General features: G+C 71.3%; 19 protein-coding genes and 1 pseudogene. 9 read left to right on the top strand and 11 right to left on the bottom strand.

What is annotated here, in order from left to right; genetic code table 11:
- Nucleotides 1–61: 61 nt before the first annotated feature.
- Nucleotides 62–1,417, top strand: a complete 1,356-nt coding sequence (locus tag ACZ7LV_RS01875; protein WP_471934823.1) for a M28 family metallopeptidase — start codon at nt 62–64, stop codon at nt 1,415–1,417.
- A 62-nt stretch (nt 1,418–1,479) separates the two neighbouring features.
- On the opposite strand, the gene ACZ7LV_RS01870 is transcribed toward ACZ7LV_RS01875, so the two are convergent.
- The 6 genes from ACZ7LV_RS01870 to ACZ7LV_RS01845 form a co-directional block, all read right to left on the bottom strand.
- On the bottom strand, nt 1,480–2,835 hold the full coding sequence (locus ACZ7LV_RS01870; protein ID WP_471936059.1) for an alpha/beta hydrolase family protein: 1,356 nt from the start codon (nt 2,833–2,835) through the stop codon (nt 1,480–1,482).
- Between the two features lie 239 nt (nt 2,836–3,074).
- Complete coding sequence (locus tag ACZ7LV_RS01865; RefSeq protein WP_471934822.1) at nt 3,075–3,632, bottom strand: hypothetical protein; 558 nt, start codon at nt 3,630–3,632, stop codon at nt 3,075–3,077.
- Complete coding sequence (locus ACZ7LV_RS01860; RefSeq protein ID WP_471936057.1) at nt 3,629–5,080, bottom strand: ATP-binding protein; 1,452 nt, start codon at nt 5,078–5,080, stop codon at nt 3,629–3,631. The genes ACZ7LV_RS01865 and ACZ7LV_RS01860 overlap by 4 nt, the downstream gene beginning before the upstream one ends.
- Before the next feature lie 20 nt (nt 5,081–5,100).
- Entirely contained in the window at nt 5,101–5,784 is a 684-nt protein-coding gene (locus tag ACZ7LV_RS01855; RefSeq protein WP_471934821.1) for a response regulator, read from the bottom strand.
- A 22-nt stretch (nt 5,785–5,806) separates the two neighbouring features.
- Nucleotides 5,807–7,360 carry a murein biosynthesis integral membrane protein MurJ gene (gene murJ / locus ACZ7LV_RS01850; protein ID WP_471936055.1) on the bottom strand — a complete coding sequence of 518 codons (1,554 nt, stop codon included), beginning with the start codon at nt 7,358–7,360 and terminating at the stop codon, nt 5,807–5,809.
- A gap of 230 nt (nt 7,361–7,590) precedes the next feature.
- Nucleotides 7,591–8,781: a lipid II:glycine glycyltransferase FemX gene (locus ACZ7LV_RS01845; protein WP_471934820.1), complete on the bottom strand. Its 1,191-nt coding sequence runs from the start codon at nt 8,779–8,781 to the stop codon at nt 7,591–7,593.
- A gap of 216 nt (nt 8,782–8,997) precedes the next feature.
- On the opposite strand from ACZ7LV_RS01845, the gene ACZ7LV_RS01840 reads away from it, so the two are divergent.
- A complete protein-coding gene (locus ACZ7LV_RS01840; RefSeq protein ID WP_471934819.1) occupies nt 8,998–10,200 on the top strand; it encodes a L,D-transpeptidase in 1,203 nt (400 codons plus the stop codon).
- Between the two features lie 111 nt (nt 10,201–10,311).
- Nucleotides 10,312–11,391 carry an AI-2E family transporter gene (locus tag ACZ7LV_RS01835; protein WP_471936053.1) on the top strand — a complete coding sequence of 360 codons (1,080 nt, stop codon included), beginning with the start codon at nt 10,312–10,314 and terminating at the stop codon, nt 11,389–11,391.
- Nucleotides 11,392–11,429: 38 nt separating this feature from the next.
- Here the strand turns inward: ACZ7LV_RS01835 and ACZ7LV_RS01830 are convergent, their stop codons facing one another.
- A complete protein-coding gene (locus tag ACZ7LV_RS01830) occupies nt 11,430–11,735 on the bottom strand; it encodes a hypothetical protein (RefSeq protein WP_471934818.1) in 306 nt (101 codons plus the stop codon).
- A 76-nt stretch (nt 11,736–11,811) separates the two neighbouring features.
- A complete protein-coding gene (locus ACZ7LV_RS01825; protein WP_471934817.1) occupies nt 11,812–12,288 on the bottom strand; it encodes a winged helix-turn-helix transcriptional regulator in 477 nt (158 codons plus the stop codon).
- A gap of 214 nt (nt 12,289–12,502) precedes the next feature.
- On the opposite strand from ACZ7LV_RS01825, the gene ACZ7LV_RS01820 reads away from it, so the two are divergent.
- Nucleotides 12,503–13,201, top strand: coding sequence for an SDR family oxidoreductase (locus ACZ7LV_RS01820; RefSeq protein ID WP_471934816.1), 699 nt, complete (start codon nt 12,503–12,505; stop codon nt 13,199–13,201).
- Between the two features lie 134 nt (nt 13,202–13,335).
- Here ACZ7LV_RS01820 and ACZ7LV_RS01815 read toward each other — a convergent pair whose 3' ends face one another.
- Nucleotides 13,336–15,093, bottom strand: coding sequence for a lectin (locus tag ACZ7LV_RS01815; protein ID WP_471934815.1), 1,758 nt, complete (start codon nt 15,091–15,093; stop codon nt 13,336–13,338).
- Nucleotides 15,094–15,112: 19 nt separating this feature from the next.
- Nucleotides 15,113–17,776 carry a PQQ-dependent sugar dehydrogenase gene (locus tag ACZ7LV_RS01810; RefSeq protein WP_471936049.1) on the bottom strand — a complete coding sequence of 888 codons (2,664 nt, stop codon included), beginning with the start codon at nt 17,774–17,776 and terminating at the stop codon, nt 15,113–15,115.
- An 844-nt stretch (nt 17,777–18,620) separates the two neighbouring features.
- Between ACZ7LV_RS01810 and ACZ7LV_RS01805 the strand changes: the two genes are divergently transcribed.
- The 3 genes from ACZ7LV_RS01805 (at nt 18,621) to ACZ7LV_RS01795 (ending at nt 23,503) form a co-directional block, all read left to right on the top strand.
- On the top strand, nt 18,621–20,834 hold the full coding sequence (locus ACZ7LV_RS01805) for a transglycosylase domain-containing protein (protein WP_471934814.1): 2,214 nt from the start codon (nt 18,621–18,623) through the stop codon (nt 20,832–20,834).
- A gap of 56 nt (nt 20,835–20,890) precedes the next feature.
- Nucleotides 20,891–22,174: a polysaccharide deacetylase family protein gene (locus ACZ7LV_RS01800; protein WP_471934813.1), complete on the top strand. Its 1,284-nt coding sequence runs from the start codon at nt 20,891–20,893 to the stop codon at nt 22,172–22,174.
- A gap of 147 nt (nt 22,175–22,321) precedes the next feature.
- A complete protein-coding gene (locus ACZ7LV_RS01795; RefSeq protein WP_471934812.1) occupies nt 22,322–23,503 on the top strand; it encodes an amidase domain-containing protein in 1,182 nt (393 codons plus the stop codon).
- Nucleotides 23,504–23,578: 75 nt separating this feature from the next.
- On the opposite strand, the gene ACZ7LV_RS01790 is transcribed toward ACZ7LV_RS01795, so the two are convergent.
- A complete protein-coding gene (locus tag ACZ7LV_RS01790) occupies nt 23,579–23,947 on the bottom strand; it encodes a low affinity iron permease family protein (protein ID WP_471934811.1) in 369 nt (122 codons plus the stop codon).
- A 161-nt stretch (nt 23,948–24,108) separates the two neighbouring features.
- On the opposite strand from ACZ7LV_RS01790, the gene ACZ7LV_RS01785 reads away from it, so the two are divergent.
- Together ACZ7LV_RS01785 and ACZ7LV_RS01780 are read left to right on the top strand one after the other, a co-directional pair.
- Nucleotides 24,109–25,095 (top strand): alpha/beta fold hydrolase, encoded by a 987-nt coding sequence (locus ACZ7LV_RS01785; RefSeq protein ID WP_471934810.1) that lies wholly within the window; start codon nt 24,109–24,111, stop codon nt 25,093–25,095.
- Between the two features lie 152 nt (nt 25,096–25,247).
- A pseudogene (locus ACZ7LV_RS01780) lies at nt 25,248–26,137 on the top strand (SDR family oxidoreductase).
- The last annotated feature ends 41 nt before the right edge of the window (nt 26,138–26,178 follow it).

The following is a 26,178-nucleotide window of genomic DNA, read 5'->3' as shown; positions in this document are numbered from 1 at the left end:
GGCACCACCTGATCCAGGCATCGCTCGACCCCCCAATCGACGAGAAAGTGCGGCTCCCCACATGACACATCCGAGATCCAGCCTGCCCACGACCTCCTTCGGACGTCTGGCCGCCGTGGCCCTGGTGGCCGTGGCCGGGCTGATCGCCGCGTCCCCGGCCGCCTCCTCGGCCACGCCCGACCGGGCCATGACGGGCACCTCCGGCGCCGGGACCCTGGCAGCACCCGACATCCCGCTCGCCAACGTCAAGGCGCACCTGACGCAGTTCCAGTCGATCGCCACGGCCAACGGCGGCAACCGGGCCCACGGCCGCCCCGGCTACCGGGCCTCCCTCGACTACGTGAAGGCCAAGCTCGACGCCGCCGGATTCACCACCGCCGTCCAGCAGTTCACCCAGTCCGGCAGCACCGGGTACAACCTGATCGCCGACTGGCCGGGCGGTGACCCCAACCAGGTCCTGATGGCGGGCGCACACCTCGACTCGGTCTCCTCCGGCGCCGGGATCAACGACAACGGCTCCGGTTCCGCGGCCGTGCTGGAGACGGCCCTCGCGGTCTCCCGTGCCCAGCTCCAGCCCACCAAGCACCTGCGGTTCGCCTGGTGGGGCGCCGAGGAGCTGGGGCTGGTCGGCAGCAGGTACTACGTCAACAACCTGCCGACCGCCGACCGCGCCAAGGTCTCCGGCTACATCAACCTCGACATGGTCGGCTCCCCGAACCCGGGCTACTTCGTCTACGACGACGACCCGGCGATCGAGAAGGTCTTCAAGGACTGGTACACGGGCATCGGCGTGCCGACCGAGATCGAGACGGAGGGCGACGGCCGCTCCGACCACGCGTCCTTCAAGAACGTGGGCATACCCGTCGGCGGCCTGTTCACCGGCGCCAGCCGTACCAAGACGGCGGCGCAGGCCACCAAGTGGGGTGGCACCTCCGGCCAGGCGTTCGACCGGTGCTACCACTCCTCCTGCGACTCGACGACGAACATCAACGACACCGCGCTCGACCGCAACAGCGACGCCCTCGCCCACGCGGTCTGGACGCTCGGAACCTCGGAGCCGGTACCGCCCGGCCAGTCGTACGAGAACACCACGGACGTCGCCGTCCCGGACAACGGCGCCGCGGTGACGTCGTCCGTCGCCGTCGCAGGCCGGACCGGGAACGCGCCGTCCGCGCTCCGGGTCGGCGTCGACATCAAGCACACCTGGCGCGGCGACCTCGTCGTCGACCTGCTGGCACCGGACGGCACCGCCTACCGGCTGAAGAACTCCAGCAGTTCGGACTCCGCGGACAACGTCGTCACCACGTACACCGTCGACGCGTCCAGCGAGCCGGCGAACGGCACCTGGCGGCTGCGGGTGCAGGACGTCGCCTCGCAGGACACCGGCTACATCGACAGCTGGAAGCTGACCTTCTGACCGGACTGCCGCGTGTGCCGGATCGGCGTCGGCACACGCGGCAGCCGGGGTCCAGGGCCCCGTCAGGGAGCGATGCCCACGCCCTCGACGCGGCTCCACGCCTTCTCCTGGGAGGCGGTCATGGCGGGCCAGCTCCAGCCGCCCGGCCGCGGCCTGACACGCGAGGCGTAGGAGGCCGGCCGGAACTCCGGGTCGTAGAAGCAGCCGGTCCCGTAGACGCGGTCGAAGGTGGCGCAGGAGGCCGCGACCGACCTGGCCGTGGGCTTGCGGCCGGTGCGCACCCAGGTGTCGAGCGCCGAGAGGGAGTTGGCGTACTCGGCGTCGCTCAGCTCGCTGTGCTCGTGCTCGTTCGTGAACGTCTGCACGAGGCGCCCCTCGCGGTGGGCGCCGGCCAGCGTGTCGCGGTAGGCGGCCTCGTGCTCGATGAAGGCCGTCGGGTCGTCGATGGCGTGCAGGGTGAGGACGGGAATCTCCACCCGGCCCGTGAGATCGCTGTCGTAGGACAGGTCACGGACCGCGCGGGGGTCCGCGGAGAACCGCTCGACACCGGCGTTGAGCGCCTTGTCGTCGTGCGAACCGCTGTAGCGCACCCCCGTGTTGGAGAAGGGATTGCGGTCACCGAGGCGCTTGTGCACGATGTCCCGGAAGGTGAAGACCGAGAAGCGCAGGTGCGACTCCAGCGTGCGTTCCGGGATCCGGGTGACGGCCAGGATGTCGTCGAGGTTGCGCTGCTGGAGGACGGTGCGTTCCTGCGGCGGCGACTCGTAGCCGGTGCACTCCTGGAGCCGGGCGCGCAGTCCGGTGGTCGTCAGCGTCGAGTCGGGGCGCAGCCCCTGCCACAGCGGGTACTGCGGCTCGCTCGGGCGGGGGAGGTTGGCGCAGTAGTACTGGTAGACCACGCGCAGGTCCACCCGGTAGTCGTAGCCGCGCGAGCCGCCGCCGAGGACGCCGTTGGTGAGCAGCGCGCCGTCGTAGGGCCCGCTCCGGCCGCCGTAGGTCTCCACCACCTTGGCGGCCACGTTGCCGCCCCAGGACTGGCCGTGCACATAGGTACGCTTCGGCCGGCCGAACTCCTCGACGAACAGGCGGCGCAGGTTCTCGGTGTCGACCGCGCCCATCCTGGTGCCGTAGCCGCCCCGGCGGTACGACGAACCGGCCCAGGCGTAGCCCTGGTCCACCATGACCTGCCAGCGCTCCAGGTCACCGAGGCTGCGCTCCGGGTCGGAGCCGTCGCCCAGGTCGGGTCCGCCGTGGGCGTGGACGACGAGCGATCGGTTCCACTGCTTGGGCACGGCGATGGCGTAGTAGGCCCCGTTCGCGTCCTGCCCGGTGTAGCAAGTGGCCTTGTCCGCGAGTGCGGTGGGGCAGGCGACGGCCGCCGGCCGGGCCGCCTCCGCCTGCGCGCCGGTCACGTTCACAAGGCCGCCCGCCAACGCCGCCGTGGTGAGGGCCACGACCAGCCGCAAGCGGGGGCGCCCCGGGCCACGTGACTGCCGGAAGGTACGAAAGGCCGTTCTCGGGTGGTCCACTTGCCGCTCCTCGTTGCTCGGCGCCTGCTTCACAGCGCGAGCCGTGATGCTATGGAGCGACCACGAGCGGCGACACAACCTTGGGTTTTGCGTTCATAGTGTTCTCCGTCCGGGCGGGGGCCCGGGGCCTAACGCATGAGGTCGCAGGTGCCGGACTCCGAGACGGTGTCGCTGCCCCGCAGGCGCACGGTGACCTGGCCGTCGGCGGCCCGGGCGTAGGCGATCGTGCAGATCAGCTGCCGCAGTGCGGTGCGGTCCAGTCCGCCCACGGCGACGGGCAGTGCGGTGGTGACACTGCCGTCCGGGGAGGCCTCCATCGTGACGGTCCCGCCGGGTTCGGTCGCGGGCAGCGCGGTTCCGAGCCCCGCGGCCCGGTCCCTCTCGTCCGGACCGGCGAGCAGCGCCGTCACCGTCTTCTCCGGCGCCACGGGCACGGCGGCGGGGTCGTCGTACTCCGAACCGAACCCGCTGGACGACCCGACCGTCCGGACGACGGGAAACAGGTCTCCGGCCGTCGAGCGGAAGAAGAGCAGCATGTCCTCGTCGCGGTTCACGAAGGCCTCGACCGTGGCGGGACCGCCCGCCTCGACGACATCGGTCTCCTGGATGCCGCAGCCGCCGAACAGCACGGCGGCCGCCGGGACGGCGAGGGTCGCCGCGCGTCGGCGGGTCCGCGCACGCCTCATCCGTCGGCCTCCTCCGCGTGGAGCGGTATCTCGACGGTGAAGACGGCGCCGCCCCCGGGCAGGTTCCCCGCGTGGATCGTTCCGCCGTGCAGCCTGACGTTCTCCAGGGTGATCGCCAGTCCCAGGCCGCTGCCCGCCGAGCGGGTACGGGCCGCGTCGGCCTTGTAGAAGCGGTCGAAGATGTGCGGGAGCACGTCCGGCCGGATGCCCGGTCCGCTGTCGGTGACCTCGGTGACCAGGGCAGGCGGGCCCTCGGGGCGCGCCTCGACGCGCAGTTGCACGGTGACGGGCGCGCCGCCGTGCCGCAGGGCGTTGCCCACGAGGTTGGCGACGACGATGTCGAAGCGGCGCGGGTCGAGCCGGGCACGGATGCCGTCGGGCATCGCGGTGCGCACCCGGCCGTCGGTCCAGTGCCGGCTCTGCAGGGTCTTGCGGATGGCCTCGGCGACGTCGACCTCGTCGGCGTTCAGCCCGGCCGCGCGGGCGTCGAAGCGGGAGATCTCCATCAGGTCCTCGACGAGCACGGCGAGCTTGCCCGTCTCGGTGCTGACCAGCCGGACCGCGCGGGCGGTGTCGGCGTCCAGCCCGCTCGCGTCCTCGTCGAGGACCTCGGTGACGGCGAGCATTCCGGCGAGGGGGGTGCGCAGTTCGTGCGAGACGTCGGAGGCGAAGCGGCGCGCGCGTGCCTCGGCCTCGCGCAATTCCTGCACCGAGCGTTCGAGTTGGCCCGCGGACTCGTTGAAGGTGTGTGCCAGATCGGCCAGTTCGTCACTGCCGCGCACCTGGATCCGGGTGTCGAGCCTGCCGCTGCCCATGCTCTGCGCGGCCCGGCGCAGATCGCGCACGGGACGCAGCACGCTGCGCGCGGCGATCAGACCGGGTATCAGGGAGACGGCGAGGCCGGGCAGGGCGCCGTCCCGGGCGGCCGTGAGCAGCGCCTCGACGTTGACCTGCTCGTCGGTCATCCGCATGACGGCGTACAGGACGAGCCCGCTGGGCAGCACGCTGTAGGGGCCCGACTTGAAGACGGTGGGCATGGCGATGGTGAGGTAGGGGACGCCGTCCTTGACGACCCGCTCGAAGCTGCCGTTCGGGTTGGCCCGCGCGGCGCGGCGCAGCTCGGGCGTGATGACGGTGGAGACGGGGCTCTCGCCGGAGGAGGCGCGGATCGAGCCGTACTCGGCGAAGACGACCCAGGGGTGCGGCTTGCCCTTGCGGGCGAGGTCTCGCAGGACCTCCTCGATGCCCTCCGCCTGCACGGGCAGTGCCCAGCCCGTCTGCTGGACCTGGTCGCGGAACGACGAGACCGCGGTGTCCTGGGCGGTCTGCAGCAGGGCGTTGCGGGCTTCGCGGTAGGTCAGCGCGGCGGTGGTCCCGGCGCTGACGGCGGCCACCAGCAGGAAGGACAGCACCAGCCGCGCCCGCAGCCCGAACGCCCTCGCCCGCATCCGCCGTGCCGGCGGGCGGCTCACAGCGGTCCGAAGCGGTAGCCGAAGCCCCGCAGGGTCTGGACGTAGCGCGGGGTGCCGTCCTCGTCCTCGATCTTGCTGCGGAGGCGTCTGACGCAGGCGTCGACCAGGCGGGCGTCGGCGTGGTAGCTGTGCTCCCAGACGTGCTCCAGCAGTTGCTGCCTGCTGAAGACCTGCTCCGGGGCGGAGGAGAGATGGAGCAGGAGTTTCAGTTCGGAGGGTGCGAGCGGGAGCCGCTCGCCTGCCTTGGTCACGGTCAGTCCGGCCCGGTCGATGGCCAGTTCGCCGTAGACCTCGATGGCCGGGCGGCCGGGTCCGGCGTCCTCGATGCGGCGCAGCACGGCGCGGATGCGGGCCTCGATCACCTCGGTGCGGGCGGGTTTGACGATGTAGTCGTCGGCACCGGCCTCCAGGCCTATGACCACGTCGAAGTCGTCGCCGCGCGCGGTGAGCATGATGATCGGCAGCTGGCTCTTCTCGCGGACCCGGCGGCAGACCTGGACGCCGTTCATCCCGGGCAGCATCAGGTCCAGCAGCAACAGGTCGGGGCGGAACTCGATCAGGGCGGCGAGGCCGGCCTCGCCGGTGGCGGCCGCCCGTACCTCGTGGCCGCGGCGGCGCAGACCGAGTTCGACCCCTTCGCGTACGGAAGGGTCGTCCTCGATGAGGAGCACGCGGGGCATCTGCAGTCTCCCTCGGTGGTGGTCAGGACCGGGTGACTCGCCGGCGGGCACCGGAGAGCAGGGCGCCGAGTTCGCGCAGCCGTAGCGGCCTGGCGAGCAGGGCGAAGGTGAGCGCGACGGCTGCCGCGACGGCGGCCGTCGCGGCCAGGGCCCCGGCCGGTCCGGCGCCGGCGGCCGCCAGGTGGCCCAGGACGGTGGCGGGCGCGGCGGCGAGCAGCAGCCGCACATGGGTGCCGGCGGCGGACGACCGCAGCGGCCGGGCGACGGCGAGCCGACGGCTCAGCACCCGTGCCGTCACGGCCCAGCCCGCGCACAGCGCCAGCGAGTACGCGGCCGCCATGCCCGTGACCGCCCAGCGGGCCGGCAGCAATTGGGCGGCGGCCACGGACAGGCCCGCGTTGACGGCGACGATCACGAGGTTGAGCAGGAAGGGCGTCCGGGTGTCGGAGAGCGCGTAGAAGGTGCGCGACAGGACGTACTGGCCCGACATGGCGACGAGTCCGGGCGCGAAGGCCATCAGGATCCCGGCCATGGCGGCCGTGTCCGCGGCGCTGGTCCTGCCGTACCCGAAGACCATGGTCATCACCGGCTGGGCGAGCGCGAACAGCATGCAGGCGGCGGGCACCACGGCGGAGGCGGAGGTGCGCAGGGCGTACGAGACGTCGCGGCGTACGGCCGCCGTGTCGGCGTCGGCGGCCGCGGCGCTCATCCGGGGCATCAGGGCCGTCACCAGGGAGACCGTGATGATGCCGTGCGGTACGGCCCACAGGGCGTAGGCGTTGTTGTAGGCGCTGAACCCGGGGCCGCCGTCGACGCCCGCGTCCGTGGCGAGCCGGGTCGTGACCCAGTACGCGGCCTGGTTGGCGAGGACGAGCAGCACGAGCCAGCCGGCCGCCCGCAGCGGACGGGTCAGCCCGCTGCCGCGCCAGTCGAAGCGGGGCCGCCAGCGGAAGCGGGCCGCGCGCAGGGCGGGGACCAGCGCGAGCGCCTGCACGGCGATCCCGGCGGTCGTACCCCAGCCGAGCACCGCGGTCTCGGTGGCGGTGAGCGTGTCCCCGCCGCCCATGGCCAGCGCGAGGTACAGGCCGAAGACGGTGATGACGACGAGGTTGTTGAGGACCGGCGTCCACATCATGGCGCCGAACCGGCCGCGTGCGTTGAGCACCTGGCCGAGCAGGGTGAAGAGTCCGAGGAAGAAGATCTGGGGCAGGCAGTAGCGGGCGAACGCGGTGGTCATGGCCGCCTGTTCGCCGGTGTAGTCGGTGTACAGGTCGATGATCGCGGGGGCCGCCCACACCGCGGTGGCGGTGATCGCCAGCAGGGCGACGACGCAGACGGTCACGAGCCGGTCGGTGTACGCGGCACCGCCGTCGGCGTGCTCCTTCGCGGCCTTGACCAGTTCCGGCACGAAGACGGCGTTCAGGGCGCCGCCGAGGAGCAGCATGTAGACGATGGTGGGCAGGGAGTTGCCGACCGCGTAGCCGTCGGCGGTCGCCCCGATGGTGCCGAGCGCCGCGGCGACCACGGCGGAGCGGGCGAAACCGGTGGCCCGGGACACGAGGGAACCGGCGGCCATGACGGCGCTGCTGCGCGCCGCGGAGGGCGCCTCGGGCGCGCGGCCCGGGTCGTCGGGCGCGGACGGCCCGGGATCGCCGACCGTGGCTGTGCCCGCGCCCGCGCTGGACTGTGCACCGCGCCGGGCGTGGGGCACGGTGGCGTCCGCGCCGCCGTGCGGGACTCCCTTGGCGTCGTCCGCTTCGGACGCGCCGCCGCCCGTTGCCGCGGCGGCCTGTGCGGTCCTTCGCGTCATCGGCGGTTCAGGTACGCCTGGAAGGCGCGGTAGAGCGTCTGGTTGGCGGTGCCGCCCAAGGGTCTCTCCCATTCCCCCAACGTCTCGACGACCTGTCCGCCGGTGCCGAGCTTCCACCGCAGCAGTCCGTACGCACGTTCGTCAGGGTCGAGAGTGGAGGGTACCCCGCGCATGTCGTAGACGGCAGCGCCGACGGCGTAGGCGTCCCGCAGCATCCGCCACTGCAGGGCGTTGGAGGGCCGGACCTCGCGGCGGTGGTCGGCCGAGGCGCCGGTCTGGTACCAGACCCTGCCGCCCACCGTGATCATCGTGTGGGCGGCGAGCGTCTCCCCCCGGTGCCGGGCCAGGTACAGCTTCATGCGGCCCGGCTCCTCCGCGTTGAGTGCCGCGTACTGACGCTCGTAGTAGGCGAGCGAGCGGCCGAGCCGGAACCCGTCGCGCTCCTCGGTGACGCGCAGCAGCCGGTAGAACTCGGGAAGTTCGGCGGCGCCCGCCACCACCACCTCCACGCCCTCCTTCCGGGCCCGGCGCACGTTGCGGCGCCATTCCTGGTTGAGCCCGGACCACAGGTCCTCGGGGGTGCGCCCGGCGAGCGGCACCCGGAACACATGACGGGGCTGGGCGTCCCCGTCGGTCCCGTCCCCGCCGCAGCGGCGCCAGCCCCGGGCGCGCAGCCGTTCGGCGACGGCGGTGCCGAGCGGGTCGACCTCGCTGGCGAGGACATCGGCGAGGCGCCGGCCGGGACCGGTGAGCGACTTGAGCAGGTCGGCGTTCCAGCGCCGGTACGCGGGCGAGGGTCCGATGCGTACCGCGAAGGCCCCCTCCCGGCGCAGGTGGTCCAGCAGCGGGGTGAGCCAGCCGTCGATGTCCGGGTCACGCCAGTCGGCGACGGGGCCTTCGGGGAGGTAGGCGAAGTACTTGCGGGTGCCGGGGAACTGTCGCAGCAGCACCAGCGCGACGCCGGTCAGCTCACCGGCCCCGGGGTCCGGTCCCCAGCCGATCAGCCGGGCGTGCCAGCCGTCCTTGACGTCGGCCCAGGACGGGCACTGCAGGAAGCCGGCGCCGAGCGCCGCGCCGGCGGGGGAGGCGAGGAAGGCACGGTAGGCCTCGGCCGTGACGGGCCCCAAGGCGTGGTCCGGGTTGCGTTCCCGGTGTTCGCGGCCGGGTGGCACCAACAGCGCTGACACAGTCTGAGCCTCCTTCTCCCCGGGCCTGGTGCCGGGGACGCACCAGATGCTCACAGCGGCCCATGACCGTCCCGAGCGGCGAATGTGACCGGACCATGACGGTTCGTCACCAGTCGCCGTCACACAGCTGCGTAGCCGCTGACCTGGAGTTTTCCGCCTCTACAGTCACGAGAGTCCACCGACCAGGACTCGTTGTGTTCCGTCACGGAGGTTCCGTTGCACCGCATCCGCACACGCACCCGCTCCCGGGTATCGGCCGCCGCCGCGGCGGCGCTGCTCGCGCCCCTCGCCGCCTGCTCGTCGGGCGGCTCCCCCACCCCTTCCGGCTCCGAGGGCACCAGGAGTGCCGTCGACCGACCGGTCACCGTCACCGTCACCCCCACGGGAGAACGGGCCGCCGCGGGCGAGCCGGTGACGGTCACCGTCGCGCACGGCCGGCTCACCTCCGTGACCGTCGTCGACGGCGAGGGCCGCGGACTCGCGGGCAAGGTGGCCCGCGACGGCAGGTCATGGGTGTCGGACCGCAAGGCGGCGCCCGGCACGACGTACGCGGTCACGGCGGCGACCCGGACGGCGGGCGGCAGCGCGGGCCGGAGCCGGGCCTCCTTCACCACGGAACCGGCCGGCAAGGTCAACAAGGTCGACTGGCGGCCCGGCGCCGACGCCACCGTCGGCGTCGCCCAGCCCGTCTCGCTCGTCTTCGACCACCCCGTCAGGAACCGGGCGGAGGTCGAGAAGCAGCTGAAGGTGAGCACCTCGAACGACACCGAGGGCTCATGGGGCTGGATGCGCGACTGGTCGGGCAGGGACCGGGTGGACTGGCGGCCCAAGGAGTACTGGAAGCCCGGCACCGAGGTCACGCTGAAGGCCGAGCTGAACGGCACCGACTCGGGCGCCGACGGCGGCTGGTTCGTGCGCGACTACACGACCACCTTCACCGTCGGCGCCCGGCAGGTCGTCGAGGTCGATCTCGACGACCATCAGCTCACGCTCGTACGCGACGGCGAGGCCGTGCGGCGCATCCCGGTCTCCGGTGGCACACCCGGCGGCGACAAGCGGTCCTGGCGCGGAACCGCCGTCCTCATGGCGAAGGAGGGCACGATCAACATGAACTCCGAGACGGTCGGCCTCGGCGACGCCTACGACAAGATGGTCGACTGGTCGATGCGGCTGACCTGGTCGGGCATGTACGCCCACGCCGCCCCGTGGAACGCCCGGTACTTCGGCAACGCCAACCGCAGTTCGGGCTGCATAGGGATGAGCGACGCGGACGCGGCCTGGTTCTACGCACAGGTGCGGGCGGGCGACCCGTTCGAGATCACGGGCAAGGACACCAAGGGTGTCGTCGCACCGGGGAACGGCTTCGGCGCGTGGAACGTCCCGTGGGCCGAGTGGCGGCAGATGAGTGCGGTGGGCTGACGGCCGCGGGGCGGTGCGGCCGTTCCCGTCGTCACCCCTCTCCTTGGACCCGTCGGGCGAACGTGGGGCGAGGGCGTGGTGACCGGGTGCGGGAGCGGGAAGCGCATGCTCATGCAGCCAGGCACGTCGCCCTCGGTGTACCCGCTCCTGCGCAGGACCGCCGCGTACGCGTGGCGCCTGCTCGCCGTCGGCGCCGTCGTGTACGCGGTCTTCGCCGTACTGGGACAGTTCCACGAGATCGGCGTCGCCGTCTTCCTCGGCCTGGTCGTCACCGCGCTGCTGCGCCCGCTGGTCGACCTGATGGACCGGGTGATGCCGCGCCCCCTCGCCGTCGCGTCGGCCCTCCTCGGGAGCGCGGTGCTGGCACTGGGGGTGCTCGTGCTGGTGGGCGAGGCGGTGGCCGGGGAGAGCACGACCCTGGTACGCGAGTTCCGGGACGGCGTGGGACGCATCGAGGACTGGCTCAAGCGTCCGCCGTTCCGCCTGGACGTGGCGGCGCTGAACATCCAGGACAAGGTCGCCGAGTTCATCGCCACGCACCGTTCCGACCTGGTGAGCACGGCGCTCAGCAACGCGAGACGGCTGGTGTCCCTGCTGACCACGGTGGCTCTGGGCCTGTTCTGCTCGGTGTTCTTCCTTCAGTCGGGCCACCGGCAGTGGGTGTGGGTGACCGAACAGCTCCCGGCGTCCGTGCGGGCCTCGGTGATGCTCGGCGGGCGCGCGGCCTGGCGCAGCTTCACCGGCTACACGCGGGGGATCGTGCTGGTGGCGGCGACCAACGCGATCCTCGTCGGTGTGGCGCTGGCCCTGCTCGGCGTACCGCTGGCCGTTCCCCTGGCACTGCTCGAATTCGCCGCCGCCTTCGTGCCCCTGATCGGTTCGCCGATCGCCCTCGCGGTCGCCACGGTCGTCGCGCTCGCCTCCCAGGGGCCCCTGGTGGCGGCGGTGGTCCTCGGACTGATCGTGGTCATCGGCCAGATCGAGGGTCATCTTCTGCACCCTCTGGTCATGAGCTGGGCCGTCCGGCTCCACCCGCTGGTGGTGGCCATCTCGGTCGTCGCGGGCGCCATCGCGGCGGGCGTGGTGGGGGCCGTGGTGGCGGTGCCGTTCGTGTCGGTGATCTGGTCGGTGTACACAACGCTGCGTGAAGACGGGGGCGCGCCGGCCCCGGACCCACCGCCGGACCGGTGACGGTCCGCCCGGACCCGGGCCCGGGCGGACCGTGGCCGTCACCCTTCGGCGGCCTCCCGGATCAGCGGCTCGAACTCGCGCCGTACGTAGGCGTCGAACGGCTCGGTCAGCGCGCCGTCGATCACCCGGCGCACCCGGTGCCCCGCGGCGAACTCCCTGATCTCCGCGCGAGAGGCGGGCCCCACGCCTCCGCCGATGATCAGCACCTCGAACGCGCCGGTCTCCAGCAGCTTCCGGGCCTCCTCGTCGGTGCTCACCCCCTCCGCTTCGAATCCGTCGGCGCGCAGTGTCTCCAGCACCGCCGTCACCCTGGCGGGGGTCCGTCCCAGCACCAGCGTCCTCATGGCCGTTCCTCTCCCCTGCGTCGGCATGGGCCGACCCTACCCATCCCGCACCGCGGGAGTTCGGCTCGCGGCCCGCTCAGGCCTCGGCGGGCCGGACGGCGAGCATCGTGACCTCCGAGGCGGGCACCTCATGGCCCTCGTCGTCGAGGAACCCGACGTGGACGGGCCGCCCCGTGGAGCGCGCACGCCGCAGCGCGGAGGGGCCCGAGGGGCGGGGCCGGTGGCGGTCGCCCCACTGCTGGAGCGCCCCGAGCACGATCAGCAGATCGCTTCCGGCCGCCGTGAGGTGGTAGCTCTGGCGGGGCCTGCTGCCGGGCTCCTGATAGGTCCGCGTGTCCAGGACGCCCGCCTCGACGAGCAGCTTGAGCCGCGCGCTGAGCAGGTTGGAGGCGACGCCGAGGGACGTCTGGATCTCGGCGAACCTGTGCCTGCCGGCGAAGACCTCGCGCAGCACGAGCAGCGACCATCTCTCACCGAGGATCTGCAGGCTCCGTTCGATGGAGCAGGGCGGATCGTCGTCCGCGAGACCCGACAGCTGTCTTCCGGCCGCCACGCCGCACCTCCTGCTCGACGCCGGGTCCGCGCGCTCCGCGGCCACTGGCGCTCTCATGGGCAGTCTACCGGCTGGGTTTCCTCTTGCAACTCAGCTGCACCCCTGTCCCCGAACAGTCTAACTTGCATTAATAAAGTCAGTAGCTAGCATGGAACCACGAAGCGTCCGGACCCATGGATCTCGCTGTCCCACGGCTGTCACGAAGGAAGTACCGATGAACATCGATGGAGCAGTCGCCCTCGTCACGGGCGCCAACCGCGGCATCGGCCGCGCGTTCACCCGCGCCCTGCTCGACCACGGCGCCGCCAAGGTCTACGCCGGCGTGCGCGACCCCGCGAGCGTGACCGACCAGGACGTGGTGCCGCTGCGCCTCGACGTCACCGACGAGGAGGCCGTCGCGGCTGCCGCCGCGGCCGCGACGGACGTGTCCATCGTGATCAACAACGCGGGCGTCGGCGGCGCCACCACCGGGCTCAGGGAAGGCCCCTTCGACGGCGCGCGCCATGCGATGGAGGTCAACTACTTCGGCACCTGGGCCGTTTCCCGGGCCTTCGCCCCGATCCTGGCCCGCAACGGCGGTGGGGCGCTGGTGAACATGCTCTCGCTGGCCTCGTGGTCGAGCCGACCGGAGTTCCCCGGCTACGCCGCTTCCAAGGCCGCGCAGTGGTCGCTGACGGACGCCCTGCGCCAGGGCCTCGACGCGCAGGGGACCCTGGTGGTCGGGGTGCACGCCGGTTTCGTGGACACGGATCTCAGCGCTTGGACCGACGCGCCGAAGATCAGCGCCGAGGCCGTGGCCGAACTGACCATGAAGGCGCTCACGGACGATCGCTACGAGGTCCTCGCCGACGAGGGGACCCGGCACGCCAAGGCCGCCCTGTCGCGGCCGGCGAGCCCGCGACGCGACGTCTGAGCGGCGCACCTTTCTTCGCGGGGCGGTCCCTCCCGACCCTCAGCCGCGCCGGTGAGCGGCCGTCGGTGACGAGGCCGTTCACGGGCGCGGCCGTGAGCGAGTCGGAGCCTCCCCTCAGCGGGGGCACATGTCCGTCAGGGCAGGGTCCACTTCTGGTTGGGTCCGGTGTGGCAGGTCCACAGGTGCACCGGCGTGCCGTCGTTCCAGGTGCCGCCGGACGCGTCGAGGCACTTGCCGGACTGCGGGTTGCGCACCGTGCCGTCGGCCTGCGGGGCCCACACCTGGGCCCCGGAGCCGTTGCACGTCCACAGCTGGATCCTCGTACCGTCGGCACTGCCGCCCCCGGACACGTCCAGGCACTTCCCCAGCGCCCTCAGCGCACCGTCGGCAACGGTCCACCGCTGCGCGGCACTGCCGTTGCAGGTCCACACCTGAACCTCGGTGCCATCCGCGGTCTGCGCCCCGTCGACGTCCAGACACGTGCCGTTGACCCCCTTCACCTCGCCCGCACGCGGGCCCGGAGGGGAACCCGCCTGTTTGACACGGATGTTGCGGAAGGCCACGTCGTCACCGTCGCCGTGGTTCTGGAGCCCGACGTACCCCTGGGCGAGGCTCCGCGCCGGGTCCGCGTTGGTGAAGTCGTTGATCTTGCGGCCGTTCAGGAAGAGCTCCAGCCGCTCCCCCGTGACACGAATCTCGTACGTGTTCCACTCACCCGGAGGATTCAGCGCGGCGTCCCGGGCGGCGAGGTCCGCCGACTTGAACCCGTAGACCGAGCCCGTGGTGCGCTCCGGCGTGTCGGTGGCGTCGATCTGGATCTCGTAGCCGTTGTTCACCGCCGACCAGGGGTCGTCGGAGGCCGGGAAGCCCACGAAGACGCCGGAGTTGTCGTCGCCGGCCGCCTTCCAGTCGAGCTTCAGGGAGTAGTCGCCCTGGAGTTCGCGCGCCGAGTACCACAGCATTCCGAGCCCGCCGTGCGAGGTCAGGGTGCCGTCGGCCAGGGTGAAGCCACCCGGGCCCGCCTGCTTCCAGCCGCTGGTCGAACCGTTGAACAGCGTCTGATAGCCCGTCTCCGGTCGGCAGTCGGCCTGTGTGCGCTCCGCCGCCCAGCGCAGGCCGCCGAGGAGATGGCGGCGGAACGCGGGCTCGCCGTAGGACTCGTCGGTGTGCCCGCCGCCCGTGTAGAAGGCGCGGCCACCCTGGTAGTCCTTGCACCAGCTGATCGGGTGGTCGCCCGCCATCGACCCGCCGCTGTAGCTGGACTCGTCCAGGGAGGCCAGCACGTGTGCCGTGGTGCGCGGGTTGGAGCGGTAGTTGTACCACTCGTCCGTGCGCTGCCAAGTCGCTCCCAGGTGTGCCGTGGCGTCGTGCGCCCGGTCCTCGACCTTCACGGTGGCGGGCTGGATCGCGGGGTGCGACTGGAACAGCGCCCCGGCCAGTCCCTCGTAGAAGGGCCAGTCGTACTCGGTGTCGGCGGCGGCGTGGATGCCGACGTATCCGCCACCGCCCCGGATGTACTGCTCGAACGCGGTCTGCTGGGTGGCGTCGAGGACGTCCCCCGTGGTGGACAGGAAGACGACCGCCTCGTAGCGGGCCAGGTTGGCGCCCGTGAAGGCGCCGGGGTTCTCGGTGGCGTCCACCGTGAAGTTGTTCGTGGCGCCCAGGTCCCGCAGGGCCGCGATGCCGTCGTCGATGGAGGAGTGCCGGAACCCGGCCGTCCTGGAGAAGACGAGCACCTCGTAGGCGGGGTCCGCCGCGGGTGCCGCCGCCACGATCGAGGTGCCGTCACCCTCGGCCCGCTCCGCGGAGCCGGTCCCGGCGATCGCCTGCGGCGTTCCGGCGAGCAGGGCCGCCGCGAGGAGCGCCGTGGCCGCTCTCGGTGTGCTGCGCATGTGTGTCACCGCCTTTCGGCTAGGGGAGAGTCCACTTCTGGTTGGGTCCGGTGTGGCAGGTCCACAGGTGCACCGGCGTGCCGTCGTTCCAGGTGCCGCCGGACGCGTCGAGGCACTTGCCGGACTGCGGGTTGCGCACCGTGCCGTCGGCCTGCGCGGCCCACACCTGGGCCCCGGAGCCGTTGCACGTCCACAGCTGGATCCTCGTACCGTCGGCACTGCCGCCCCCGGACACGTCCAGGCACTTCCCCAGCGCCCCCAGCGCACCGTCGGCAACGGTCCAGGTCTGGGCGGCGCTGCCGTTGCAGGTCCACACCTGGACCTCGGTGCCGTCCGCGGTCTGCGCCCCGTCGACGTCCAGACACGTGCCGTTGACTCCGCGCACGGGTCCTGAGCGCGTCGTGCCGGCGGTGTCGAAGGAGAAGTCGTCGACGTCGAAGAGGGCGCCCGCGCCGCCCTTGAACACCAGGTACAGCGTGGTCGAGCCGGCGGGCCTGTCGACGAGGGGTGTGGTGACGTCCTGGAAGGTCTCCCAGCCTCCGGTCACCGGCACGGTGGCGGTGCCGAGCAGGGTGCCGGTCGGCGATCCGGCCCGGACCTCGATGGTCCCGCCGGACCCGGCGGAGGAGACCCGGGCGGTGAACCGGCTCGCGTTGCCGAGCGCGTACGGCTCGAACGAGATCCAGTCGCCGTTCTCGATGTGGCCGACGGTCCTGCCGCCGTGCGCGGGGGCGTGGGAGACGACCTGGACGCCGGCCGCGTCGCCGTAGTGCTCCGCCTGGCGGTGGGAGGGCTGGATGACGTGCTGGTCGTGCGTGGTGAGCGGCGGCTGTCCGCTCGCCCCCTGGTCGGTGTACTCCGCGTCGAGCACCCCGAAGAGATTGGCGTCCGGGTCGTGTTCACCGTCGGCCGAGGTCTGCAGGGTGCCGGAGCAGCCGGTCGCCGAGGTCTGCGGGTGACCGTGGCTGTCGTGCCCGATGATGAAGCTGACCTTGACCTTGGAGCAGTCGACGGTGCCGTCCTCGGGATCGGTGACCGTCACCCGGAAGGGGATCGCCGCGCCGAAGTCGTAGATGCTGCCGTCGGCGGGGAGGTCCAGCCGGACCGTGGGCGCGGTGTTGCCCACCGTGATCGGCACGGAGGCCGTGCCGGACCTGCCGGTGGAGTCGGTGACCGTGAGGGTCGCCGTGTACTGGCCGTCGGCCCTGTACGTGTGGGTCGGGTCGGCCGCCGTCGAGGTGCCGCCGTCGCCGAACCGCCAGGAGTAAGCGAGCGCGTCGCCGTCCGGGTCGGTGGTGCCCGCGGAGGAGAAGCTCACGCTCAGCGGCGCGGTGCCCGAGGTCACGTTCGCCGTGGCCTGGGCCAGGGGTGCGCGGCCGCCGGTGACGTGCTCGATCCGGTACAGGGCGGAGTTCTCGTCGCCGTTGAAGTAGCCCGTGCCGTAGTCCAGGACGTACAGCGCGCCGTCGGGTCCGAAGGCCATGTCCATCACCTGTGTGCCGGTCCAGGGGAAGGCGTTGATGGACGAGACCGTGCCGTCGCCGCCGTTCTCGATCCGCTTGATCCAGCGTCGGCCGAACTCGCCGGCGAAGTAGTCGCCGTCGAACTCCTGCGGGAACTTCACCTCGGAGGTCGAGGACGCGTCGTAGCGGTAGACGGGGCCGCCCATGGGCGACTCGGAGCCGCCCCCGAACTCCGGTACGGAGCCGCCGTTGTACGGGATCCAGGCGGGCTGGGCGGGCGGCAGGTCGGTGAGTCCGGTGTTGCGCGGGGAGGTGTTCCTCGGTGCCGCGCAGTTGAAGGCGGAGCCCGCCGTACCGGTGGCGAAGTCGTGGTCCACGTAGGCGTCGTTCCGGCCCGTGCAGTACGGCCAGCCGTAGTTGCCCGCCTTGGTGATCCGGTTGAACTCGACCTGTCCTTCCGGGCCGCGTGCCGGGTCGGCCGAGCCGGAGTCGGGTCCGTAGTCCCCCAGGTACACGATGCCGGTCGATTTGTCGACGCTCATCCGGAACGGGTTGCGAAAGCCCATCGCGTAGATCTCGGGGCGCGTCCTCGCGGTGCCGGGCGCGAAGAGGTTGCCGCTCGGGACGGTGTACGAGCCGTCCGCGGCGACCTTGATGCGCAGTACCTTGCCGCGCAGGTCGTTGGTGTTGCCGGAGGACCGCTGGGCGTCGAAGGCGGGGTTGCGGTGCGCGCGCTCGTCGATCGGGGTGTATCCGTCCGACTGGAACGGGTTGGTGTCGTCGCCGGTCGACAGGTACAGGTTGCCCCCGCCGTCGAAGTCGATGTCGCCGCCGACGTGGCAGCACAGGCCGCGGGAGGCGGGAACGTCGAGGATCTTCTTCTCGCCGGCGACGTCCAGCGTGCCGTCGGCCCGCAGGACGAACCGGGAGAGCCGGTTGACGCCGTCGAAGGGGGCGAAGTCGGCCGCGGTGCCCTCCGCGGGGGCGTCGCCGCCCGGTGTGCTCAACTTCGGGGCGTAGTACAGGTAGACGTACCGGTTCGAGGTGAAGGCCGGGTCGACGGCTATGCCCTGCAGGCCCTCTTCGTCATGGGAGTAGACGTCGAGCTTGCCCGCCACCTTCGTGTTGCCGACCGCGTCGGTGAGGCGGACGGTTCCGTCGCGGGAGCTGTGCAGGACCGAGCGGTCGGGCAGGACCGCCAGGGTCATCGGCTCGCCCATCTCGGCCACGCCCTTGGCGAGGGTGACCTGCTGGAACTCCGGTGCCGCCGCCTTCGCGGGCCGGCTCGTGCCCTCCCCGGAGGCGCCCGCGGGCACCGCGGGCAAAACGATACCGACGGCGCCTGCCACCGTCGGTACGAGCCATCGGAGGAGTCTTCGGGGTAACGGGCTTGTGCGCACAGGTGCCTCCCGGAGGTGGGGGCGGCAGGGCCGAGCGGACCTGCCGTGGGAGTACGGGGCGCGCGCCGTCGCGCCATGACACACCGGTCACGCTGTGACGGGCGTGTCACAAGGAAGTTAGCGGCGTTCGTTCCGGGACGTAAGTCCTTTTGTCCATGATCTCGTCACTTCTTCCCCGACGCGGACAAAGTGCCCCGACCATTCACCACCGGAAAGTTCCGCCGCCCACCCGGGGCTCCCCGGTCGGCCCGTACGGGGCTGACGGCCAGAAGGTTGCATCGTAGGACTGAGGTTTCCATCACATCAGATGTGACCAGTTCCGCCCGGTTCCGTGTGGAGACTTTGCGAAGGACGCTGGTAATTTGAGAGCGCCGCGATACCCCGCGAGGTCGGGGAGGGGGAGTCAGGATTTGCGGCCGCTGCTGCGGCAACAACATCCCACCTCGTACGTCCGTACGGTCTGCCTGCGCGAGCAACATGAAGTGCGGAGGGAGGCACAGTCGTGGCCCAGGGAGGGCAGGGGGGACGCGATCAGGCTGGCGACGAGGAGCCTCTGGAGCCTGACGTCACCATGCAGTTGAAGGTCCCGCCTCCGCCGCGGCCCGCCGCGGACGAGACCATGCAACTGCGCGTACCCGAAGGCGGAATACCCGACGGGTCCGACATGTCCGCGACTTCGGACAAGTCGCGGACTTCCGGTACGACCGACGAGATATCCGACGACGACGAGATATCCGACGATCCCGACACCGCCTCCGCGGCCTCCGGCACTGCGGGCACGTCCGGCCCCTCCGCCAAGGCCAACCGTCGCCGTCGCAAAGCGCCCCGCCCCTCCCCCGCCGCCCGCGTCACCGCGGTCCTCGGCCCCCGGCTCGCCGTCGTGCTCGGCTTCCTGGCCGCCCGGCTCGGCCCGCTCGCCGCCCGCCTCGCCCCCTACGCCCGCCGCATGCGTCCGCTGTACCCCCGGCCGGGCCGTGAAGGGTGGCGTCGCTGGATCCCCTCCTGGCGCCAGTCCGTCGGCGGCCTCCTCGCCTCGCTCGGCCTGAGCACGCTGTTCCTCGTCGTCGCCTACGCCGCCACCGACATCCCGGACAACCTCAACACGTACGCCACCCAGCAGGACAACGTGTACTTCTGGGCCGACGGCACCCCGATGGCCCGCACCGGATGGGTGCAGCGGCAGGCGATGCCTCTCAAGGACGTCCCCGAGGACGTCCGCTGGGCGGTGCTGGCCGCCGAGAACGAGAGCTTCTACAGCGACCCGGGCATCTCCTTCAAGGGCATCACCCGCGCCCTGTTCCGCACCCTCGGCCGGGGCGACACCCAGGGCGGCTCGACCATCACCCAGCAGTACGTCAAGAACGTCTACCTCAACCAGGACCAGACGCTCACCCGCAAGTTCACAGAGGCGATGATCGCCCTCAAGCTGGACAACCGGATGAGCAAGGACCAGATCCTGGAGAGCTATCTCAACACCAGCTGGTTCGGCCGCGGCACCTACGGCATCCAGCGCGCCTCCCAGGCCTACTACGGCAAGGACGTCAGCGAGCTCGACGCCAGTGAGGCGGCCTTCCTGTCCTCCCTGCTCAAGGGCGCCGGCCTGTACGACCCGACGCTCAGCAAGGCCAACCACGACCGGGCCGTGGAACGCTGGTCGTGGATCCTCGACCGCATGGTGGCGATCGGCAAGCTGTCGCCGCAGGAGCGCGCCAAGTACCGGACGTTCCCCGAGCCGCTGAAGAGCAACCCGCTCTACGACACCGGTGAGCAGAGCGACTACCTGGTCGAACTGGCCTCGCAGTACGCCAAGAAGACCGCGCGCATCTCCGACAAGGACTTCGACCTCGGCGGCTACCAGATCTACACGACCTTCGAGAAGCACCGCGAGAAGCAGCTGACCGATGCCGTCACCAAGGCCCGCAAGCAGGCGAAGGAGGAGCACCCGAAGCTTGCCGGGACCGCCCACTACGGCGCGGCCTCCATCGCCTCGGACGGCCGGATACTCGCCGTATACGGCGGACCCGACCACCGTACGCAGGGGTACAACGAGTCCAACGCCACCACCGTGCCCGCCGGTTCGGCCTTCCTGCCGTTCGTCTACGCCGCCGGTCTGGAGCACGGCGTGCGCAAGTCCCGCGACGGCGAGATCACCGAGGTGACCGGGGAGTCCCTCTACAACGGCGACAACGAGGTGCCGGTCACGACGCCGGAGGGGCCGTACTGGGACCGCAGCGGCCGCAAGGTCGCCGCCCGCAACGACGACGGCAGGTCCTACGGGCAGATCTCCCTGCACCAGGCGCTCGCGCAGTCCGTCAACACCCCCTTCATGCAGCTCGGCATGGACACCGGTCTGGAGAAGGTGCGCTCCACCGCCGAGGCCTCCGGGCTGCTGTCCTCCAGCATCGGCGCCCAGGTGCCCACCCTGTCCACCGGCAGCTCCACGCCCAGCGCGATCCGCATGGCCAGTGGCTATGCCACGTTCCTCGCCGACGGCATGCACACCGAGCCCTACTCGGTGCGCAGGATCACCCACAACGGCGACAAGGTCGCCCTCGCCGCGGCGCCGAACCGCCGCGCGATGGGCGCCGACACCGCCCGCGAGGTCCAGTCGGCCCTCACCGACGCCTTCCGTCTCGCCCACCCGGACGCCGCTCCCGCCGAGGCGGAAATCGCCGGGAAGGTGGGCACGACCGAGGACGACACCGCCGCCTGGTACGTGGGGAGCGCCAAGAAGGTGGCCATGGCGGTCGTCGTCTACCGCATCGATCTGAAGAAAAGCCTCGAACCGCTGCCGCTCCAGGGCCTGGACGGGACGGAAACCGCAACCGAGAGTGTCCCGTACGGCATCTGGTCACGTGCCATGAGTCCGCTCGACTGACCCCCGGCGCGACCGGCACCGCCCCAGCCCCTGTCCCCGAGAGATTGAGCCGCAAGATGAAACAGCCGTCGGGCCGCCGCCGCAAGGCCCGCGAAACCCGCCGTCCCGCCGCCCGCCCGGGTTTCATCACCCTGGCGGCGTTCCTCGTCGTGACCTCGCTGGTCGGCGGATACCTGGTGCTCTCGCGCACCGGCAACACCACCGCGACCGCCTCGGCCAAGGACGAGAACCGGCAGGACGGGGACTCGCGGGCCACCGAGGAGCCGTGGGACGGCAGGACCAAGGTGCTCGGCGACGGCTCGACGTCCTTCACCGGCCCGCAGAAGAACCAGTTGAAGCCGGTGCCGCTCAAGCCCGGCCAGAAGCCGCCCCAGTTCGTGGTGTTCTCCTGGGACGGCGCCCTCCAGGGCGACGACGAGCTCTTCTCCCACTACCGGGAGATGGCCCGGGAATACGACGCCCACATGACCTTCTTCCTCACGGGGATCTACCTGGTGCCCAAGGGCAAGAAGGACCTCTACTCCCCGCCGCAGCACGACAAGGGGACCGCGGCGATCAGCTTCCCCACCGACGAGCACATACGCACCACGCTGGAGCAGCTCGGCGGCGCCTGGGAGGACGGCAACGAGATCGGCACCCACTTCAACGGCCACTTCTGCGGCCCGCAGGGCGGCGGCGACTGGAGTGTCGCGGAGTGGAAGAGCGAGATCGACCAGTTCTTCGCCTTTGTCGAGAAGTGGAAGACCAACACGGGCTACACGGACCTCGACCCGCTGCCCTTCGACATCAAGAAGGCCGTCACCGGCGGTCGCGCCCCCTGCCTGGAGGGCCAGGAGAACCTGCTGAAGGCGGCCAAGGACTACGGCTGGCGCTACGACGCCAGCTCGGCCGGCGACTTCCAGATCTGGCCGACGAAGAAGAACGGCATCTGGGACTTCCCGCTGCAGATGCTCCCGTACGAGGGCGGCAAGTACCAGGGCCTCTCCATGGACTTCAACTTCCTCTACAACCAGTCCGACGGGGAGACCGACGGCGATCCGGCCAAGTATCCGCAGTGGCGGCAGGAGACCGTCGACGCCTACATGGCCGGCTTCAACCGCGTCTACTTCGGCAGCCGGGCTCCGCTGATCATCGGCAACCACTTCGAGGAGTGGAACGGCGGCATCTACATGGACGCCGTCGACGAGGTCATCAAGACGGTCTGCACCAAGAAGGACGTCAAGTGCGTCTCCTTCAAGGAGCTCGCGGACTGGATGGACGTGCAGAAGCCCGCCACGCTGGAGCGGCTGCGCAGCCTGGACCCGGCGCAGTCCCCGGACTGGTCCACGGTCGTGCAGTGAGCGCCGCCGCCCGGGGCGCCGGGCGGCGATGACGGTCCGATAACTCCCGCCCCGTCAGGGGTGCAACCCCCTTCACACCGGCCACACACGCCATGCAAGGATGCCGCTACCTCGGCATACCTCCGCCGGGGGAAGAGGGGAACTTCAGTGAAGTCAAGGAAATTGAGCCGTACGCGGCGTCGCGCGTCGATACTCACGGCGGCCGCGGCCTCGGTCGCCGCGGGCGCCGCGCTGCTGCCCAACTGGACCGCGGGCGCGTCCGCCCCGGCCGAACCCGAGGTGGACGCCAGGACCAAGGCCACCTTCCAGCGGCTGGCCGACGCGGTCTTCACCGACCGCACCAACGCTCTGGTCGACATTCCCGCCAAGGGCAAGAAGCCTCTGGTCGACAGCTTCTCCGGTGACGTCGCGATGTCCACCGGGACCGCCCGCACCGAGGACGAGGCCGTCGACGAGCTCGGCGACCGCAAGGACGGGCTCGCCCGGCTCGGCGAGAAGTACAGCGCGGCGAACACGTCCGTCACCCTGAACCGGACCAGCGTCAAGGGCCGCAACGCCGTCGTCGAGGTCACCGAGACCACGACGCTGACGTATGAGAAGGTGCGCGGTGACGAGCCGCGGACGACCGGGTTCCAGGCGCACCACCGGCTGACCTTCAAGGCGGACCGGGACGGCGACTGGCGGCTGACGGGTGTCCGTGAGTCCGACGACGGCGGTCTCGCGATCAACCAGACGGCCACGCCGAGCGTCGCGGCCACCACCAAGGCCAAGGCGGGCAACACGACGCCGTCGGCCCCGCGCGCGGCCACCACGCGCCCCGCGCCGTCCAAGCCGAAGAACTTCACCGCGAGCGGCTACGACTACAAGGCGATGGCCGCCTACGCGGAGAAGTACTGGAGCAACTACAACCCGGCCTACCCGAACTTCAACGGGCAGGGCGCGGGCGGTGACTGCACCAACTTCGTCAGCCAGTCCCTGAAGGCGGGCGGCTGGAAGCACGTGCCCGGCTACGTGTACGACTACACCCGGTGGTTCGGCACCGCCGACATCCAGTCGCACTCGTTCGTCGGCGTCAACGAGTGGTCCTGGTTCGCGCAGAACTCCCAGCGCGTGACCAGCCTCGCCAACGTCTACCAGATGGACGTCGGCGACGTGCTCCAGGTCGACTTCGACAAGGACGGGTCCAAGGACCACACGATGATCGTCACGTACCGCAGCGCCCAGGGTGTGCCGTACCTGACGTACCACTCGACCAACACCTACCGCCGGTCGGTGGCGAGCATCATCGCGTCGTACCCGAACGCCGCGTACTACGCCTACCGCACCTGATCGGCGCCGTGCGCCCGTTCCCGCCGCCCCGGCTCTCTCCACGCCGGGGCGGCGGTCTGCGTCACGGCCGGCGACTCACGTCTCCTCCTCCATCCGGATCGCCGCCTTCAGGTCCTCGAACGCCTTCTCGTTGTCACCGAGGTTGGACTCGATGAGGGCGGTGGCGAGGGCGTCCAGCTTGCGCTGGATCGCTCGCTCCGCGCGTTGCTCGGAGTTCTTCAGCAGCGCGAGCAGCAGCAGGGTCACCGCCGTCATGCACTCGCCGGCGAAGACCTTCCACTCCAGCGCGACGCTCGACAGATGGGTGACGACCATTCCTGCGACGACCGCCAGGCACAGGACGAAGAAGGACGGCGAACTGGTGAACAACGAGGCCGCCTCGGCGAATCGTTCGAACCGTCCACGCTTGCCACCGCCACGGTCGGCAGGGTGCTGCACTGCCATGTAGCCACCTTTCCTCGAAGTTCCGACGTGCACGTTGTTGCCGAAACGGCAACCGGGCTCGCGCCCGGCGGGACCGCGCCAGAAGGATCACTGTGCGACCCCTTCGGCCGGAGCGCGCAGCAGCGACACCGGCCGTCCCATCGGCTCCCCCGGGAGGATCCATGTCCGAGACGAACGCCACCGGTCCCACCCATCGCCTGCTGCCCTCCCCCGCCGGCCGGATCCATCTCGTGGAGCAGGGCAGCGGTCCGCTGGTCCTGCTCGTACACGGCTTCCCGGAGTCGTGGTACTCATGGCGACACCAGTTGCCCGCCCTGGCCGCGGCCGGCTACCGCGCGGTCGCCGTGGACGTCCGCGGCTACGGGCGCTCCTCACGGCCCGACGCGGTGGACGCCTACGGGATGCGCCACCTGGTGGAGGACAACGCCGCGGTCGTGCGGGCCCTGGGCGAGCGGACCGCGGTGGTCGTCGGGCACGACTGGGGCTCCGCCATCGCCGCGAACTCGGCGTTGCTGCGCCCCGAGGTCTTCCGCGCGGTCGGACTGCTCAGCGTGCCCTACACCCCGCGCGGCGGTCCCCGGCCCAGCGAGGTCTTCGCCCGGCTCGGCGGCCCGGAGGAGGAGTTCTACGTCTCCTACTTCCAGCAGCCCGGCCGCGCGGAGGCGGAGATCGAACCGGATGTGCGCGGCTGGCTCGCGGGCATCTACGCCGCCCTGTCCGCCGAGACCATGCCCGCGCCCGGCGCGCCGGACCCGCACTTCCTCAGCCGCGGCGGCCGCCTGCGCGACCGGTTCCCGGCGGGCCGGCTGCCGTCCTGGCTGACGGAGCGCGATCTGGACTTCTACGCCGAGGAGTTCGAGCGGACCGGCATGACGGGGGCGCTGGCCCGCTACCGCAGCATGGACCGTGACTGGGAGGATCTCGCCGAGTACGACGGCGCCCCGCTCACACAGCCCTCGCTGTTCGTGGGCGGCGCCCAGGACGCCTCCACCACCTGGCTCGCCGACGCGATCGAGGCCAGTCCGACGACGCTGCCCGGCCTGGTCGCCTCACACGTCCTTGAGGGCTGCGGCCACTGGATCCAGCAGGAACGTCCGCAGGAGGTCAACGCCCTGCTGATCGACTGGCTGGCGACGCTGCCGACCTGACGGCACGACGTCAGGGGCGGCCGCGCCGGACGCCGTCGAGGTCACCGCGGGCACCGACGGCCGACCGACCGGTCGGCCGGATCGGGTTTGCCGTGCGGGGGCGGGTGGCACTCGTGCGCACGTCCGACCCGCCGAAGAGACAGGAGGCCGACGTGACCGATCCGCAGCACGCCCGCCGGAACCCGGTGACGCAGCACCCCACGCCGGACTTCCCGGCCCAGGATCAACCCCACCCGGGCTGGACCGGCCCGATGGACCCGCCCCCGGACCACGGTGAGGACTCCTACCGCGGCACCGGCCGCCTCTCGGACCGCAGGGCCGTCATCACGGGCGGGGACTCCGGTATCGGCCGGCGGTGGCGCTCGCCTTCGCCCGCGAGGGCGCGGACGTGCTGTTCACCCACCTGCCGGAGGAGGAGAACGAGGCGCGGGAGACGGCCCGGCTGGTCGAGGACGCCGGCCGCAAGGCGATCGCCGTCGCCTGCGACATCCGTGAGGAGGAGAACTGCCGCTCGCTCATCGAGCGGGCCGTCGCCGAGTTCGGCCGGATCGACGTGCTGGTGAACAACGCGGCCTACCAGATGTCGCAGCCGGACGGCATCGAGGCGATCACGACCGAGCAGTTCGACCGGGTCCTGCGCACCAACCTGTACGGCATGTTCTGGCTGACGAAGTTCGCCGTGCCGCACATTCCGGAGGGCGGCAGCGTCATCAACTCCACTTCGGTCCAGGCGTACAAGCCCAGCCCGCACCTGCTGGACTATGCGATGACCAAGGGCGCGATCGTGACCTTCACGCAGGGCCTGGCCCAGATGCTGGTGGAGCGAGGGATCCGGGTCAACGCGGTGGCACCGGGCCCGGTGTGGACGCCGCTGATCCCCGCGACGCTGCCCGACACGGTGGAGTTCGGCAAGCAGAGCCCGCTGGGACGCCCGGCCCAGCCGGCCGAGCTGGCTCCGGCGTATGTCTATCTGGCCTCCCAGGAGGCGAGTTTCGTCACCGCGGAGATCCTCAACGTCACGGGCGGCACACCACTGCCTTGACGGTCGGCACAGCACTGCCCCGGGAGTGTGCGGGGCGCGTC

The sequence above is a fragment of the Streptomyces sp. NPDC107562 genome, assembly GCF_055657325.1.
This window is presented reverse-complemented; position numbering and strand designations above follow the sequence as displayed.